Annotated in this window: 12 protein-coding genes; 8 read left to right on the top strand and 4 right to left on the bottom strand. The window is 38.3% G+C overall.

Annotated elements, in window-relative coordinates; all coding sequences use genetic code 11:
- The 8 genes from ACK2M2_RS04530 to ACK2M2_RS04495 all read left to right on the top strand — a co-directional run.
- On the top strand, positions 1 to 2637 hold a 2637-nt coding region (locus ACK2M2_RS04530), incomplete at its 5' end, for a YadA-like family protein (RefSeq protein ID WP_419346277.1).
- A gap of 63 nt (positions 2638 to 2700) precedes the next feature.
- A complete protein-coding gene (gene tpgA / locus ACK2M2_RS04525; protein ID WP_419346275.1) occupies positions 2701 to 3486 on the top strand; it encodes a trimeric autotransporter adhesin/peptidogylcan-associated protein TpgA in 786 nt (261 codons plus the stop codon).
- 27 nt (positions 3487 to 3513) lie between these two features.
- Positions 3514 to 3939: a hypothetical protein gene (locus ACK2M2_RS04520; protein ID WP_409510594.1), complete on the top strand. Its 426-nt coding sequence runs from the start codon at positions 3514 to 3516 to the stop codon at positions 3937 to 3939.
- A gap of 44 nt (positions 3940 to 3983) precedes the next feature.
- Positions 3984 to 4391, top strand: a complete 408-nt coding sequence (locus ACK2M2_RS04515; RefSeq protein ID WP_419346274.1) for a hypothetical protein — start codon at positions 3984 to 3986, stop codon at positions 4389 to 4391.
- Between the two features lie 359 nt (positions 4392 to 4750).
- On the top strand, positions 4751 to 6580 hold the full coding sequence (gene ilvD, locus ACK2M2_RS04510) for a dihydroxy-acid dehydratase (protein WP_409510596.1): 1830 nt from the start codon (positions 4751 to 4753) through the stop codon (positions 6578 to 6580).
- A gap of 300 nt (positions 6581 to 6880) precedes the next feature.
- Complete coding sequence (locus tag ACK2M2_RS04505; protein ID WP_409510597.1) at positions 6881 to 8182, top strand: hypothetical protein; 1302 nt, start codon at positions 6881 to 6883, stop codon at positions 8180 to 8182.
- A gap of 15 nt (positions 8183 to 8197) precedes the next feature.
- Positions 8198 to 8485, top strand: coding sequence for a chorismate mutase (locus ACK2M2_RS04500; protein WP_419346272.1), 288 nt, complete (start codon positions 8198 to 8200; stop codon positions 8483 to 8485).
- A gap of 972 nt (positions 8486 to 9457) precedes the next feature.
- Complete coding sequence (locus ACK2M2_RS04495) at positions 9458 to 10201, top strand: sulfite exporter TauE/SafE family protein (protein WP_419346270.1); 744 nt, start codon at positions 9458 to 9460, stop codon at positions 10199 to 10201.
- A 6-nt stretch (positions 10202 to 10207) separates the two neighbouring features.
- Here ACK2M2_RS04495 and ACK2M2_RS04490 read toward each other — a convergent pair whose 3' ends face one another.
- The 4 genes from ACK2M2_RS04490 to ACK2M2_RS04475 form a co-directional block, all read right to left on the bottom strand.
- Entirely contained in the window at positions 10208 to 11104 is an 897-nt protein-coding gene (locus ACK2M2_RS04490) for a LysR family transcriptional regulator (RefSeq protein ID WP_419346268.1), read from the bottom strand.
- Positions 11105 to 11254: 150 nt separating this feature from the next.
- Positions 11255 to 12559: a solute carrier family 23 protein gene (locus ACK2M2_RS04485; protein WP_409510601.1), complete on the bottom strand. Its 1305-nt coding sequence runs from the start codon at positions 12557 to 12559 to the stop codon at positions 11255 to 11257.
- A gap of 349 nt (positions 12560 to 12908) precedes the next feature.
- Positions 12909 to 15599 (bottom strand): phosphoenolpyruvate carboxylase, encoded by a 2691-nt coding sequence (gene ppc, locus ACK2M2_RS04480; protein ID WP_409510602.1) that lies wholly within the window; start codon positions 15597 to 15599, stop codon positions 12909 to 12911.
- A gap of 148 nt (positions 15600 to 15747) precedes the next feature.
- Positions 15748 to 16389, bottom strand: coding sequence for a TetR/AcrR family transcriptional regulator (locus ACK2M2_RS04475; protein ID WP_419346265.1), 642 nt, complete (start codon positions 16387 to 16389; stop codon positions 15748 to 15750).
- Positions 16390 to 16470: the final 81 nt, after the last annotated feature.

Genomic DNA, 16470 nt, shown 5'->3' with positions numbered 1-16470 from the left:
GGTAAGAACAATACCCTTACAGCGGGTGGTAGTACGATTACGGATGGTGCAGGCAATGTGACTAACGTTACAGCGGGTAATATTTCTGTCTCTAACGGCATAAATACACTGAAATTAGATGCTGCAAAAGGTGATATTACTGGTTTAAGTAATAAGAATCTTACAGCAGCTGACTTTGCCACTGCTGGTCGCGCCGCAACTGAAGAACAATTAAAGTTAGTCAGTGACGTGCAACAGACAACGAATGATTTTGCAGTTAGATATGATGCAGATCCAACAGATCCGACTAAAGCGAACAAAGATAGTGTGACACTTGCGGGTACCAATGGAACAACGATAACGAATTTAAAAGGAGGTGAGGTTAGCTTAACGTCTAAAGATGCTGTAAATGGTAGCCAACTATATGGTACTTACATAGCAATGATGGATGCGCTAGGTGGAAACTCATCATATAACTCGGATGGTACAGTTACGGCACCAACATATGCAGTAAATGGTACTGACTATAAAAATGTTGGGGCTGCAATTAGTGCTCTTGATACCGGGTGGATGTTAAATTCTAATGGTCAGAATTCAAGTGCAATTAAGGCAGGAGATACTGTAGATATTGGTACCGCTGATAGTGAAGAAAATTTAACAGTAACTAAAACAGGCAATAAAATTGATTTCGCTTTAAATAAAGATTTGAAATTAAGCACTGTGACTGCAACTGATAAAATTACCGTTGGTACAGGTACTAACGCCATTACACTTAATGGTACAACAGGTACATTGAATGGCTTAACCAATAAAACTTGGAACCCTGACAATATTGTAAGTGGTCAGGCTGCTACAGAAGATCAATTGTTGGTTGTTAATCAATCGATTAAAGACAATATTACTAATGTTGAAATTGATGATGGTAAGGGTGGAACAACGACCATCAATATTTCAGATGTCATTGTGAATAAGAACCCTGATAATAATAATCAGGACTCATTATTCCTAACGTACAACAAAGAAGGTCAGCAAACGACAGATCGTTTAACCATTGCTCAAACTGTACAAAAAATGAATACGGAAGGTGTGAAATACTTCCATACCAATGCGGATATGAGCAAAGGTTCATTGGGTACAACGAATGACTCGAGCGCTGGTGGTTTAGATTCTACAGCAATTGGTGTAAATGCAATTGTCGCTACAGGTGCGATGAGTTCAATTGCATTAGGACATAATACAAGCGCTCTAGCTTCAGCGACGGCATCTGTAGTTTTAGGTCATAGTTCAATTGTAGGAGGTGCTTCATCAATTGCAATTGGTGACGGTGCACAAGCATTAGGTAATCAATCGATTAGTATTGGTAAGGGTAATATTGTTAAAGGTAATAATTCTGGTGCCTTAGGCGATCCATCAATTATTAATGGCAACAATAGTTACTCGGTGGGTAATAACAATACGATTAGTACAGACAATACTTTTGTACTTGGTAATGATGTCACTCAAACAGTTGAAGGTTCAGTTGTATTGGGTAATAAGTCTGCTGCAACAACAGGCGCTGGTATAGCGGGTTATATTTCTGCGAATGCGGCTGCTGCAGATCAAGCTGCTATTTTGGCAACGACATCAACAACAGGTGCAGTAGCTGTAGGTAATGCTTCAGCTGGAGTTTATCGTCAGATTACAGGTGTAGCAGCAGGTACTGCAGATTCAGATGCGGTAAATGTTGCACAATTGAAATCTGTAAGTAATCAGTTGAGTGATCAGATTAATAATGTTAATAATTCTGCTGTTCAATATGATAAGAACCCAGATGGTACTGTGAATAAGGGCAGTATTACTTTAGCTGGTGGGACAGATGGCAAAGGCACAACGATTACGAATGTGAAAGACGGTAATGTTGCTGAAGGTTCAAAAGATGCCGTTAATGGTGGTCAGTTATGGAATGTTCAGCAGCAAGTTGATCAAAACACATCTGACATTAATAATATTCAATCGAATATTAATAACATTACGAGTGGTAAAGCGGGAATTGTTCAGCAAGAAAATGCGACTGCACCAATTACGATTGGTAAAGACTCAGGTGGTACAACCGTCAACGTTGCTGGTAAAGATGGTGATCGTGTTGTGACAGGTGTTGCAAATGGTGCTGTGAATTCAACATCGAAAGATGCAGTGAATGGTAGCCAATTGAACACGACTAATGATGCAGTTGTTAAGTATCTTGGTGGTGGTGCCGCGTATGACAATATTACTGGAAGTTTCACTGCACCAAGCTATACCGTTGGTGACAGTAAACATAACAATGTTGGTGGTGCAATTGATGCATTGAATCAGGCGGATCAAGCGCTGAATCAAAAAATTGATAATGTCAGTACCAAATTGGATGATGCATTCCGCGCGACCAATGACCGTATTGATAATGTTGAGCAAAAAGCCAATGCGGGTATTGCAGCAGCCATGGCGCTTGAATCTGCACCGTATATTCCAGGTAAATATACTTATGCTGCAGGTGCTGCTTATCATGGTGGTGAAAATGCAGTGGGTGTGACCTTACGTAAAACTGCCGATAATGGTCGCTGGTCGATCACAGGTGGTGTTGCTGCGGCATCTCAAGGTGATCCAAGTGTTCGTATTGGTATCAGTGGTGTAATTGATTAATCATCAGATGGGGGAGGCATACAGATGCTTCCCTTTTTTCGACCCAAATATGAGGAAAATAAAATGAATACATTGAAGAAAAAAATTATGTTCAGTGCACTCTGTGGTCTGATGATGTCCATCACCAATGCAGCTGCGCCAGTACAAACGACAGAAGAAATTCACTTTCCAGAAATCAAAGACAGTTATTTAAAACAAGTACAGCGTTATGAATATGATGATGTTGCACGTTTAGATAAAGGTCTAAACAAAGATCAAATCCGTTATTTATTGGGTAACCCACAGTTTTCAGAAGGTCTATTTGCTGTTAAGACGTGGAATTATGTACTTGATATTCGTGAACCAAATAGTCAGCAATATAAGCGTTGTCAGCTTCGCATTGATTTCGATAAACAGTATTTGTCGGAAGATCTTTATTGGAAAGGCGAGGCATGTCAGGGTTTAATGGCATGGGGCGTAAACAATGAATCAGCTGTAGAAGCAGATGGTTTATCTGCTGAAAATGCTGCAAATATATTGTTTTATTTTGATCGTGGTGATAAACAAGGAATTAAAAATCCTAGTATGATTTCTGAAATTGCGACAAAGATTAAACAATCACAAACAGAAGCAGTTCATGTGACTGGTTATACAGACCGTTTAGGTAGTTATGGCTATAACCAAAACTTGTCGGCATCTCGTGCTAATACCATTGCACAGTTGTTGGTTGAACAGGGCGTGAGTGCGGATCGCATTCAGTTTGAGGCTAAAAATCGTACCGATAGCTATCAGCAATGTTCTGGTGAGAACAAAAAAATACAGTTAGTGGAATGTTTGGCGCCGAATCGTCGTGTCAATATTACGTGGTAATAACAAACTGAAGATAAGTGTAGAGCAATGAAAAGAACGCTATTGAGTTTAGTTGGAATATTGAGTGGTCTACTTGCTGTATCCACTGCATCAGCTGATCTGACATTGGTACAAAAACTACAATCAGAAAAAAGTTGGGGATTGATTCAACCAGGTATGAGTTGTATTGAAAAATATCAATTTTTACCAAATGGGGATATTCTGATTCAGAGTAATCGTGAGCGCGTAACAGGGGTTTATCACTTTATGCAAGCAGCAACTAATTTTGAGTTGCCTGCAGTGATGATCAGTTTTAAAACCGATAATCGTCAACCTGATTGTGCTGGTAGTACAATAGATCAAGCTGGGACATCGACTACGAATTTTATTAAAAAAGTATCCGATCAGCAGATCTATTTTTGTAATGATGCATTAGGTCAAAGTTGTCCCGTGTATTTACGACCAGAACGTTAATTTAAATTGTATAAGGAAGTATTTGAATGTTAAAAAGATTTGTAATGATTACATGTACTCTAGGCATTGCTTTTTCGGTTCAAGCATTTGATAAAAATCAAGTGGCACTCGATAAAACATTCTGGGGTAACTGGTCAGTTTATAATGCAAAAACACAATGTTCAGAAAAATATCAATTTAATAAACCAGGTCAGTTTAACTACACAGCGAAACAAAAGAAAATGTCAGGTGAATTTGCCATTATGCGCAGTAAAGATGCTAAAGAGCTTGATATTTTGACCATGAAAGTTAAGTCTGATAATAAAGCAGCGAGTTGTGGTGGGCAGGCAACAGATTATACCAATGCTGATATTCGTCTAGGTTTAAAGTGGGTTTCAGCAACGACAGCAGAATTATGTACCGATGTGGCAGGTAAACAATGTACAGGTTTATACTTAATTAAGCAGTCATAAGACTAAGAGATTAAAAAAGGCTTCTTTGGAAGCCTTTTTTATAAAATAAAATTGGCAAAAACATAAAAAAGCATAACTAAAATTAATGTAAAAATAAAAAATTATTCATATAAGTTTTGTATGGAATCGAAGGTGATGGGTTTATATTAGGAGGTATTCAAGATGTATTGAATGACAAGTTCGGAATATCAGCCAATTATGTGCGTATAAAAAAAGATCGCATGGCTTGCTATCACAGAGCTCAGTAACCTGTAGTATGATGTGATTATATTTTGACTGATTCAATGCGGAATTTCAGTTTATTTGCCAAAATGAATCTTAGCATTCATTTCAAGCTCAAACCTTGTTGGAATAACACAATGCCTGACTATCGTTCAAAAACATCGACACACGGAAGAAATATGGCTGGCGCACGTGGCTTATGGCGTGCAACAGGAATGAAAGATGAAGATTTTGGTAAACCGATTATTGCAGTAGTGAACTCATTTACCCAGTTTGTACCAGGTCATGTACATTTAAAAGATTTGGGTCAGCTTGTCGCACGCCAAATTGAACAAGCAGGTGGCGTAGCTAAAGAATTTAATACCATTGCTGTCGATGACGGTATTGCGATGGGTCATGATGGCATGCTGTATTCACTACCATCACGTGATTTGATTGCAGATTCAGTGGAATACATGGTCAATGCTCACTGTGCAGATGCAATGGTGTGTATTTCTAACTGTGACAAAATCACACCAGGAATGTTGATGGCATCTATGCGCTTGAACATTCCTGTCGTGTTCGTTTCAGGTGGACCAATGGAAGCGGGTAAAGTCAAAATTCGTGGTAATGAACATGCGATTGACTTGGTTGATGCGATGATTGTTGCGGCAGATGACAGTTTCACCGATGAAGAAGTAGCCGAATACGAGCGTTCCGCGTGTCCAACTTGTGGTTCATGTTCAGGTATGTTTACTGCAAATTCAATGAACTGTTTAACGGAAGCATTAGGTTTATCGCTTCCGGGTAATGGTTCTACGCTTGCGACACATGCCAACCGTCAAAAATTATTTGAGCGTGCAGGTCAATTGATCGTTGAAATTACTAAACGTCATTATGAAGAAAACGATTACAGCCTATTACCACGTTCAATTGCGACTAAAGCAGCCTTTGAAAATGCGATGACTCTTGATGTTTCAATGGGTGGTTCAACCAATACAGTACTTCATTTATTGGCGGCAGCACACGAAGCTGAAGTTGATTTCACCATGACAGATATTGACCGTTTGTCACGTAAAGTACCCGTATTATGTAAAGTTGCACCAGCAAAACAAGACGTTCATATGGAAGATGTCCACCGCGCAGGTGGCATCATGTCAATTCTTGGCGAGTTAGATCGTGCAGGTTTATTGGATACTTCCGTACCAACCGTACATGAAAAGACGTTGAAAGATGCTTTAGATAAATGGGACATCATGCGTACAGAAGATGAAGATGTGTATAACTTCTTTAAATCTGCACCAGGTGGCGTACCAACGCAAACTGCATTTTCACAAAACCGCTACTATGCACGTTTAGATGGTGACCGTGAAAATGGTGTCATTCGTAATGCAGAACATGCATTCTCACAAGATGGTGGTTTAGCTGTACTTTACGGCAACATTGCATTGGATGGTTGTATTGTAAAAACTGCGGGTGTTGATGATTCAATCTTGAAATTCAACGGTACAGCACGTGTATTTGAAAGCCAAGATGCAGCAGTGGAAGCCATTCTAGCTGGCAAAATTGTGGCAGGCGATGTGGTTGTGATTCGTTATGAAGGTCCACGTGGTGGTCCAGGTATGCAAGAAATGTTGTACCCAACCAGTTATCTAAAATCGAAAGGTTTAGGTAAAGATTGTGCCTTGCTAACCGATGGTCGTTTCTCAGGTGGTTCATCAGGTCTATCGATTGGTCACGTTTCACCAGAGGCTGCTGAAGGTGGTGCAATTGGTCTGGTTGAAGATGGCGACCGTATCGAAATTGATATTCCAAACCGTGGTATTCACTTGGCGGTTGATGATGCAACTATGGCGGCTCGCCGTGAAGCGCAAGATGCCAAAGGCTGGAAGCCTGCTGAAGAACGTCCACGTAAAGTATCGAAAGCCTTGAAAGCTTATGCAATGCATACCACAAGTGCTTCTCGTGGTGCAGTACGTGAGATCTAAGATGACATCATTCTCAGTATAGATGGAAATTATTTTCATTAGATTGAAAAATGCACTCTAAAGAGTGCATTTTTTATGACAGAAATATACTTAAATGCTGTATGAATGTGACTGAAACAATTGATTTAAAGTCAATCTAATCATTGAACTTTGAGTAATGAGTTGCTATAAGTTTGAGATGAACTTCAATATTTTGTGAAGCGTCTATCTTGAATGGGTGCTATGCTTGAACAGGTTTTAAACGAATCTGCTCATATTCAGTATTTTTCTGTTCAAAATTTTATTTCGAGGCAAAAACTCATGTCACTGCTACGCCGTTGGTTTGATCCAATCCGATCGAGTTGGTTCTATAAAAAGCCAATACGTCAGGAGACTCTGCCTACGGAACAGGGACTACATATTTATTTGCGTCTTGATGATGTTTATAGTTATTTGACTGTACAGCAACTGACGCAACTCGATGATATTCTAATTGAATCTTTAAAACCTTTAAAAGTGACGATTTCCGATACTGCCGAAGAACCTCCGAACGGTATGAGTATGGAAGAATGGCGAACCTATAGTTTGAATGATGCCAAAATTTTAGCCAATCAGCATCGATTTAGTTATGATAATGAAAAACCAGAACTACCTAGCGCAGAAGCATTACAACAAGCTGAAACTATTTTAAGAAATACACCACTCACGGGGCAAAATTTTCTCTATTTACTTGAAGATGTTTTTCACATGTTGTGGCAACAACAATATGGCAAATTACGTACTTTGTACGTCATGTCGAAACAACATCAAAAACCACAAAATTTACCTGAACGTATTTTTGATCATACGCCTGTACTAGAAAGTTATTTTTACTTTGGTGGACGGAAATATCATGCTGTCGATGATTTACTCCGCTTAACTCGCCGTTTAAAACAACAAAAATTACTCATTGATAACCCGATTTTCATGATTGATCATATTGAGTGGCGTGAACATTTACTCAGTGATGCAGAAGAGCTTGCGGAGATTCAGGCGATGCATCCTGAACTCGATTTATATATTGCGCTCGAAGACCCCATTAGTTGGTTATTGTTGGCGTATATTAAAGAAGAACTCGCAGATTATTATAATATTCAGCTTAATATTTTTCCGTTGAGTTATCACGGTCGCGACTTTTTTGATTGGGCATTGGCTACACGCTTGTCTAAGCGAACCGAAGTTAAATTTACGCCATTTTGTCGTCCAACTGCAGATAGTATTTTAAATATTGCACAGCTTTATTACAGCGTACCTGAAGAGCAACGCATTGATGCGATGTATGATATTTTGCAGGCAGTATGGACAAAAGGAAAAGATTTTTCTCACAAAGCGCATTTACAACAGATGCAACGTGAATTGGGTGTGGAGCAACTGACTGAACTTGATATTAACTCTTTACTTCAGGAAAATGATGCACGTAGCGTAGCAAAACATCAGCCCGATTTTCCTATACTCGAATTAAGGATTGATGGAAAACAATATACTTTCAATAGTCTCTATCGTGTTTGGATGATTGAAAGTATATTTAGTAATGTACTTGAGCAAAAATATAAAGCAGAAAACCAATCGGAACATCGTCAATAGGATAACGATTTAAGAATGAACAAAGAAAAATGTGAAAACTTAGAGCAAGCAAGAGCAAAAATTGATTTGATTGATCAGGAACTGATTGAAATGATTGCAACGCGCCAATTTTATGTCGATCAAGCCGTTCGTTTTAAGCGTACAGCAGAAGATGTACAGTCGCCAGAACGTGTGCAGCAAGTGATTAATAAAGTTCGTGAGCAAGCCATTCAATTACATACAGATCCAGATTTAGTTGAAAAAATTTATCGGGAAATGATTCAGCATTTTATTCAACGCGAATTAAAAGAAATTCGCCCATAAAAAAGCTGTTGCATGATGCAACAGCTTTTTTATTTTAACCATCTCGATCTTTCAATCATAAAAGGTCGGGATCATTTCAAATTTTATTCCTTTACAGTAAATGAAGACCTTTGTTTTGTACTTTCTAAGTTCCAGATTTACGGAAAGAACGAGCAGATAAATACGTGTTTTCCATAAATTGTAAATATACAATTTGACCATCTTTGACTTTAGCTAGAGTAGAGAATGGAAAGTTAAATGTATAACCTACTTCTACTGACGTATAAGTAAACTGACCAAATACAGCGACATTTTCCCCTTCACCAAATATCTCAGTGATTTGGAAATCATTTACTTCCCATACGTACCGACATTAGAGAAAGTGTCGATATAAATTTGACGACCTTTACGTATGCGATACCATGGTTCTATGGCTTCAAGTTCCTTATTTTTAAAGCTTAAAGACATATAAATAGCATTTTCTACAACGAGTTTTTATGCAGTATTTTTGACTTTATCTTTAGATGAGTTTGCTAAAAATGTACTGACAACATCTTTAGGGTCTTTTGTTGTTAATGCGATTTCAATTAGATCGATTTCATTTAAAATTTGATTTATACGTTTATTAAGGTGATATAAGAATTATTTATTTGAAAATATTATGACTAAGACAATGTCTTGATATGAAGACGTAATTTAATATATCGAATATAAAAAAATCAGATACTGCTTGTACCTCATAATATAAATTTAAAATATAAAAGACGATTTTTGTCTGCATTTTAAGACTGATTGGTCTGTAGTTTATTGAATTTTAAATAATTATTTTAATTTGTATAAATTAGTTCTATTCCAATTGTTAAATATTGGATGCTTCCTTTTAAATTTAAGCAATGAGAGCCTCAATCATTGATTGAGGCTTACTACTGAAAACAGTGATTTCTCAGTTATAGATGGCGTTGTAGCATGTGCCCAATTGCTGAGGAACGTTCTATGATTGGATTTATCATTGCTGTATTTACCATTGCAGGCATGATTAAAGGTACGATTGGTTTAGGTTTACCTGCTGTATCTATGGGGCTTTTAACTTTGGTGATTAGTCCTTTTCAAGCTGCAACATTGTTGATTATTCCATCTATTGTGACCAATCTTTGGCAACTTTTTGCTGAGGGCAATGTGTTAAGTCTCATTAAACGGTTTTGGCCTTTGTTATTAGGAATTATTGTTGGTTCAGTGTGGAGTATTTTTCCAACTCTAGGACAAAATACTTCGGGCTTTCACAGTGAAGCACTACTCGGTGGAATGTTGGCACTGTACGGGTTGTATGGTTTATTTGCCAAAAGTATGCCGAATCTTGCACCATATGAAAAATGGTTATCTCCAATGGTCGGCTATTTGGGAGGAGCTTTAACGGTCGCAACAGGCGTAGTGGTCATTCCTGTCGTACCTTATGTGCAATCTTTGCAGTTAAAACGTGATGACTTAGTTCAAACACTTGGACTCGCTTTTACCGTATCAACTTTTTGTTTGGCGATTTTCTTACATCTAAATCCTGTAGAAGATACGCCTATTGATTATAAATTATCATTGATTGCACTTATTCCTGCATTGGTTGGCATGTGGGCAGGAACAAAAATTCGTTACCGTATTCCTGAGCAAAAATTTCGTAAGCTGTTCTTTTGTGGTTTAGTGATTTTTGGAAGTTATTCAGTTTTGCATCCGTTTGGTTTGATTTAAGTCTATTTATAAATGATTTTTTTGTTCGATTAAAAATTGTGAAAAATGTTGATAGGACAAGGGGAGTTCATCAAAGTTTTTCGCAACGAGCAATAGTTTACGATTTGCCCATTCTCCAACAAGCTCTACTTGATGAAAATCATATAAAATATTTAAACGCCGTGCAGCACGTTTGGGCATGATTGCAATACCAACACCATTGGCAACGACTTGAGCAATGGCAGCAAAATTTGGCAGTCTAAGCCGATATTGAATTGCACAATTGAGCAATTTTGCTTGGGTTTCAATCGATTGTTGTAGCGAATGATATTGCATTAAACCGACAAAAGGATAATGCAAAATATCGACTAAATTAAGCTGTTGTTGATCTTTGAGTTCATGAAATGGTGGACAAATGAGTACCAATGGATCATCTGAAAATTCGAGAGTTTGTAAGGCTGAATGATGAAAAAAATTTGAAATCAGCCCTAATTTTGCCGTACCTTTTTCAATACTTTGAATAATTTCACGACTTTCAGCTTCTTGTAGGTCTATTTGAACATGTGGATTTTCGACCAAATATTGTGGCAGTAATATAGGTAAATATTCACTTTGTGCAGAAGAGTTACACCAAAGCGTCATTTGAGCTGTCATACCTTTGGCATAGGGTGACATGACTTGTTCAAGTTTCTTTGCTTGTTGTATCAACAATAAAGCTTGTTCTGCAAAAGTTTGTCCCGCAAGGGTGAGTTTTACTCCATTGGCATGACGAGTAAATAGATGAGTTTTATAATATTGCTCTAATTTTTTGATACGCTCACTTGCTGCTTGTAGCGAAATAGCCGAACGCTCTGCTCCGCGAGTCAGGCTACCTGTATCGACAATATTAAGAAACAATTGCAGGTCAAAAAAGTCGAGGCGCATGGGAGTCTGTTACTGAAATAGCTTGAGAGTAGTTTTATTTTACTTAAAGTTGATGATAAAAAAAGTAGATTTATGACAGTCAAAATCAAGGTATAAAAAAAGCAGCCCAATGGCTGCTTAAAAAGTCACAATTTATTATTTTGAAAAAAACTATTCTGATTTGTCGGCAAAACTAAAAATCCAATTTAAGAATAAAGCCGCGAATGTAGCGGTACCAATACCACCTAAGTTAAAGTCACCAAATTGTAGGGCAAAATCACCTGTCCCTAAAATAATCGTTACAGCAGCAACCATTAGGTTTTTATTTTTGGAGAAATCAACTTTGTTTTCAATCCAAATTTTTGCGCCTGCAATAGTAATTAAACCGAAGACTACAATTGAAGCACCAGTTAAAATTGCCGTTGGAATAGTGTGAATAATGGCACCAAACTTTGGTGAAAAACCTAAGAAAACCGCAAATACGCCAGCAATGACGAAAACAATAGTTGAGTAAACACGGGTGACAGCCATTACACCGATATTTTCACCATAGGTCGTCATACCTGGTGCGCCTACACCACCTGAAAGTGTGGTGGCAATACCATCGGCAACAAAGGCTTTACCAATGTATGGATCTAAGTTTTCACCAGTCATGGCGCTAACTGCTTTGATATGACCTAAGTTTTCAGCCACTAAAATCAGTGCAATAGGTGCAATGATGAGCATTGCATTGACATCAAAAACAGGTGAGTGAAAGGTTGGCATTCCGAACCATGCAGCTTGTTGAATCGGTGTAAAGTTAATCGGTGTACCATTACCCAAGACATTCGATACAATAAAATAGATCAAATAAGCACACAGTAAACCAACCAATAACAATAAGCGTTGTAATAAACCTTTGGTGAATACAGCAATTGAACCCATACACAGTACGGTGACCAAAGCCATCCACATATTAAAGTTATTACCTGCGACACCTTTGACAGTTACAGGTGCAAGGTTTAACCCAATAATCATGACTACAGCACCAGTCACGACAGGTGGCATGAGTTTTTCAATCCATCGTGTACCTGTTGCCATCACGATAAAACCGAAAATTGCATATAAAATACCACACGCCATGATCCCGCCAGCAGCAGTCGCAAGGTTGAGGTTAGGTGCACCTGTACCCGATGCAGCATAGCCTGTCGCAGCAATAACGACACCAATAAAGGCAAAGCTTGAACCTAAATAACTAGGAACACGTCCGCCAGTCATGATGAAAAATAAAATGGTACAAATCCCTGACATTAAAATGGCAAGGTTTGGGTCAAAGCCCATCAGAAATGGGGCAAGAACCGTTGCACCAAACATAGCAAATGCATGTTGGATACCTAAAACAGCACTTTGAGCGGGAGGAAGATACTCATTGGTACCGACAGGACGAGCATCAACGCTGCCTGAATAAGGTTGCCATTTGGGGAACCAGTTGGACATAAAATGAGCACTCTAAAAACAAATTTGGAACATCATACGCTTGTTTTTAATAATTTTTAATTTCTGTAACAAATTTTCGTTCAACTCAAATATATGAGTTTTATGGTTAATTTACCATTTGGTATATAAAATATTGTTGATAATAGTGAGAATTATGCGTATATATCGGAAATAATTCGCTTCTGAATCATATAAAAAAGGCAATAAAAATTTGGCGAATCATCATGTTTATAAAAGTGATAATGCCTATTCTAAAAGAGTAAAATCTTTTTTTAATGGTTACGTGACTAAAAAATAAAAAAGGGATATTTAAATATCCCTTTTTCAATGTATAACGAAGATGGATCAATTAACCTGTATTGCGTAAACCAGCTGCAATGCCTGCAATACTCACCATAAGAGCATGGTCGACAGGCGTGTGTTCAGCTTGACGTTCTGCCAAGTAACCACGACGACGCTTCATGAGTTCAGCTTGAAGTAAGTGTAATGGTAATAAATACGGTTTACGAATTTGCATCGCCTGATCTAAAACTTCATTGGAACTGAGCAGTTTCGATTCACCTTTCATTGCCAATAATGTTTGTACTGCATCGTGTAAACGCTGACGAAGCTCTGTACCAAGGATTTTCAAATCCTCATCATCAGTTAGGTGTGCTTCGTAATATAGTGCAATGTTTGAATCGGCTTTAGATAAAACCATTTCCAACATATCAATTAAAGTTTGGAAGTACGGCCATTCTGCTAACATTTCATCAAGTAAATCTTTTTGACCTTGACCAATAACTTGATTAATTGCCGCACCTGTTCCGAGCCAAGCAGGAAGCATTAAACGAATTTGTGTCCATGCAAATACCCATGGAATAGCACGTAAAGATTCAATACCCCCACTGACTTTACGTTTTGCAGGACGTGAGCCGAGCGGTAACATTTGCAATTCAAGTTCAGGAGTAACGGTACGTAGGTACTTCACAAAATGTGGATTTTCACGCACAGTTTGACGGTAAACCTGAACAGAAAGATCTGTCATTTTATGCATCAAATCACGCCATTCCTGTTTAGGTTCAGGGGGGGGTAATAGTGTTGCCTCAAGCGTTGCTGCGGTATAAATTTCGAGGTTTTGAAGAGCGATTTCTTCTAAACCAAATTTAAAGCGAATCATTTCACCTTGTTCAGTTACACGAATAGCACCTGAAATTGAACCCGGTGGTTGTGAGAATAATGCCTGTTGCGTTGGTGCGCCACCACGGCTGATTGAGCCACCACGCCCGTGGAAAAGGGTCAACTGTACGCCATGTTGTTGAGCAATGGCAGTCAATTCTTCTTGTGCACGATACTGCGCCCAATTTGCTGACATAAAGCCTGCATCTTTAGCAGAATCTGAGTAGCCAATCATCACTTCATGTTTACCTTGAATATGCTGTTTGTACCAATGCATATTGAACAAAGTGCTCATGGTACTTGCTGCGCCATCTAAGTCTTTCAAGGTTTCAAACAATGGAACGACACGAAGTGGATGTTCGATGCCAGCTTCTTTTTGCAGGAGTAAAACGGCTAAAACATCACTCGCATATTCCGCCATTGAAATGATGTACGCACCTAAACATTCTTTAGGTTGTTCTGCTAACGTCCGCATGGTGGCAAAAACTTCTTGCACATCCGGATGGTCAATCAGGCTACCTGTTGGCTCATTAAGATGTTTTGGTAATAGTGGGCGTTTGCTTTGTAGTTCTTGCAATAAAAAGTTTTGACGGGCTTGTTCAGTCCATGTTTCAAAATTGCCTAAACCTAAATATTCAGTAATCGCAGAAATGGCTTGGCGGTGACGACCTGATTCTTGGCGAATATCAAGTTTGAGTAATTCGATACCAAAACAGTTCACACGGTAGATAAAGTCGAGCAATTTACCATTGGCAATTTCAGGTAAATTAGAGTCCATCAATGAGCGATAGCATAGCTGTAATGGTTGTAATAATTCATCTTTATGACTAATAATTAAGCTACGATCAACATCTGAATGTTGTCCACGCAATTTATCAGCAAGCCATTGGCGGGTCGCTTTTAGACGTTCACGTGTTGTACGTAAATATTCACGGTATGGCTCAGGGTGTTTGTAGCCTAATGCTTGGCTTAACTCCTCTGAAGATGCCTCAATTGACAATTCCCAACGTAAGTCTTCAATATCTCGTAGATAAAGATCGGCAGCTTTCCAACGCGATAACCACAAAACTTCTTGAGTAATATTATGAGTAACATTAGGGTTACCATCACGGTCGCCACCCATCCACGATGCAAAGCGAATTGGGGCAATATTTAACGGTAACGATTTTTCACAGTTGTCTTGTACTTGTGAATCTAAGCTACGAATGAATTTTGGTACAGCATTCCACAATGTTTGTTCAATGGTAGTGAAGCCCCATTTTGCTTCATCAATAGGTGTTGGGCGATGCTGACGAATCTCATCTGTTTGCCAAGCAGAACAGACCAATTGTTTCAAATCGGCAAGTACTTCATCACGTTGTTTTGGTGTGAGTTTTTGTTGATCAAATTTAGACAGGCAATTATTGATACCATCATATTTTTGAATGAGTGTACGACGACTGACTTCAGTGGGATGCGCTGTGAGTACCAATTCAATTTTTAGTTCACAAATTTGTTGGTAGAGCTTATCGGCATTAATTTCTTGGTTTTTAAATTTTTCAAATAAATGATCAAGGACATTTGGAGAGGGTGCGGTCACATCAAATTCACTTTGACGGCGACTGCGTACCACATGATACTGCTCAGCAATATTGGCAAAGTTCAAAAAGTGTGAAAAAGCACGGGTCAGGGGTAAAATCTCTTCATCTTTTAAATTGAGAAAGAGTTGTTCAAGCTCTTTTTCAGCTTCAAGTTGCCCATCACGTGCGCCTTTGCCTAAAGCACGAATTTGTTCAATCTGATTAAACAAATCCTGCCCTGCATGTTCTTTTAGGGTTTCTCCAAGCAAATTTCCGAGTAGGCGGACGTCTTCGCGTAGAGGAGCATCAATTTGTTGAACCATTTTTTACTCTCCATGTGTTCTCTTTTTTGAATATGCACTCGATTTTCTGCTAAGCCAAGCAGGTACAGACAAAAGTATGTATTCATTGCATACTTTTTCTGCAAATAGGGTAGTGACCAATTCAGTATGCCCAAATTGGTCTTATAGATTATTTAGAATTTAAATATTTAGGTGGGATACTATATTTTAATAAGAATAGATCAATACTTTCAGTAATAATGCTTTCTTTTTCTTTAGCATCGGGTGGATTGCGGATACCGAGTAAAACTTCGTGATGACGCATACCAAGTAATAAAGACAATATCAGGCAAATCTGTTTATCAATCTCATTTGATTGAATAAAACCAAAAGATGCCGCTTGGCTGAATAAATTTCCCCAAACCATATTCATACGTTGATGAGAAGCATTAAAAAATAAAACTGCCAATGGATTTTTTTCGGCAGCAAGCTCAAGTAATAAATGTTCTAACTTAATGGCTTCGGGCAAATTGACAACATTTAATGCAAGCCCGCAAGTTTGATGAAGCACTTCACGAAAATTACTATCTGCAGATAACGTTAGTGGTTTAGCGCTGATTGATTCTTCACAAGTCGCTTCAATTGCACAAATAAAAAGATTCTGTTTGTCCTGAAAATGATTATAGACCGTGAGCTTGGTCACGCCTGCTTCTTGGGCAATGTGGTTCATGCTTGAACCATGATAGCCATTTTTGAGAAAAACTGCTTTGGCAGCATTCAGAATGTTCTGACGCTTTTCGAGATCTTTAGGTCGTCCAACAGGTATTTGCACAAACATATCCATAAAAAAAACTAAGTAAAGTCATTTACTTTTTACAGCAATTGCAATTAGTGTACCATGCGGTATATTAAT

This window comes from Acinetobacter sp. TY1 (assembly GCF_048551395.1).
In the GTDB taxonomy this organism is placed as follows: domain Bacteria; phylum Pseudomonadota; class Gammaproteobacteria; order Pseudomonadales; family Moraxellaceae; genus Acinetobacter.
Note: the sequence above shows the minus strand (reverse complement) of the source record. Positions and strands in the feature narration are given on the sequence as shown.

Coding starts and splice junctions, on each gene's coding strand:
- tpgA (WP_419346275.1), top strand. CDS start 2,701: ATGAATACATTGAAGAAAAAAATTATGTTCAGTGCACTCTGTGGTCTG.
- ACK2M2_RS04520 (WP_409510594.1), top strand. CDS start 3,514: ATGAAAAGAACGCTATTGAGTTTAGTTGGAATATTGAGTGGTCTACTT.
- ACK2M2_RS04515 (WP_419346274.1), top strand. CDS start 3,984: ATGATTACATGTACTCTAGGCATTGCTTTTTCGGTTCAAGCATTTGAT.
- ilvD (WP_409510596.1), top strand. CDS start 4,751: ATGCCTGACTATCGTTCAAAAACATCGACACACGGAAGAAATATGGCT.
- ACK2M2_RS04505 (WP_409510597.1), top strand. CDS start 6,881: ATGTCACTGCTACGCCGTTGGTTTGATCCAATCCGATCGAGTTGGTTC.
- ACK2M2_RS04500 (WP_419346272.1), top strand. CDS start 8,198: ATGAACAAAGAAAAATGTGAAAACTTAGAGCAAGCAAGAGCAAAAATT.
- ACK2M2_RS04495 (WP_419346270.1), top strand. CDS start 9,458: ATGATTGGATTTATCATTGCTGTATTTACCATTGCAGGCATGATTAAA.
- ACK2M2_RS04490 (WP_419346268.1), bottom strand. CDS start 11,104: ATGCGCCTCGACTTTTTTGACCTGCAATTGTTTCTTAATATTGTCGAT.
- ACK2M2_RS04485 (WP_409510601.1), bottom strand. CDS start 12,559: ATGTCCAACTGGTTCCCCAAATGGCAACCTTATTCAGGCAGCGTTGAT.
- ppc (WP_409510602.1), bottom strand. CDS start 15,599: ATGGTTCAACAAATTGATGCTCCTCTACGCGAAGACGTCCGCCTACTC.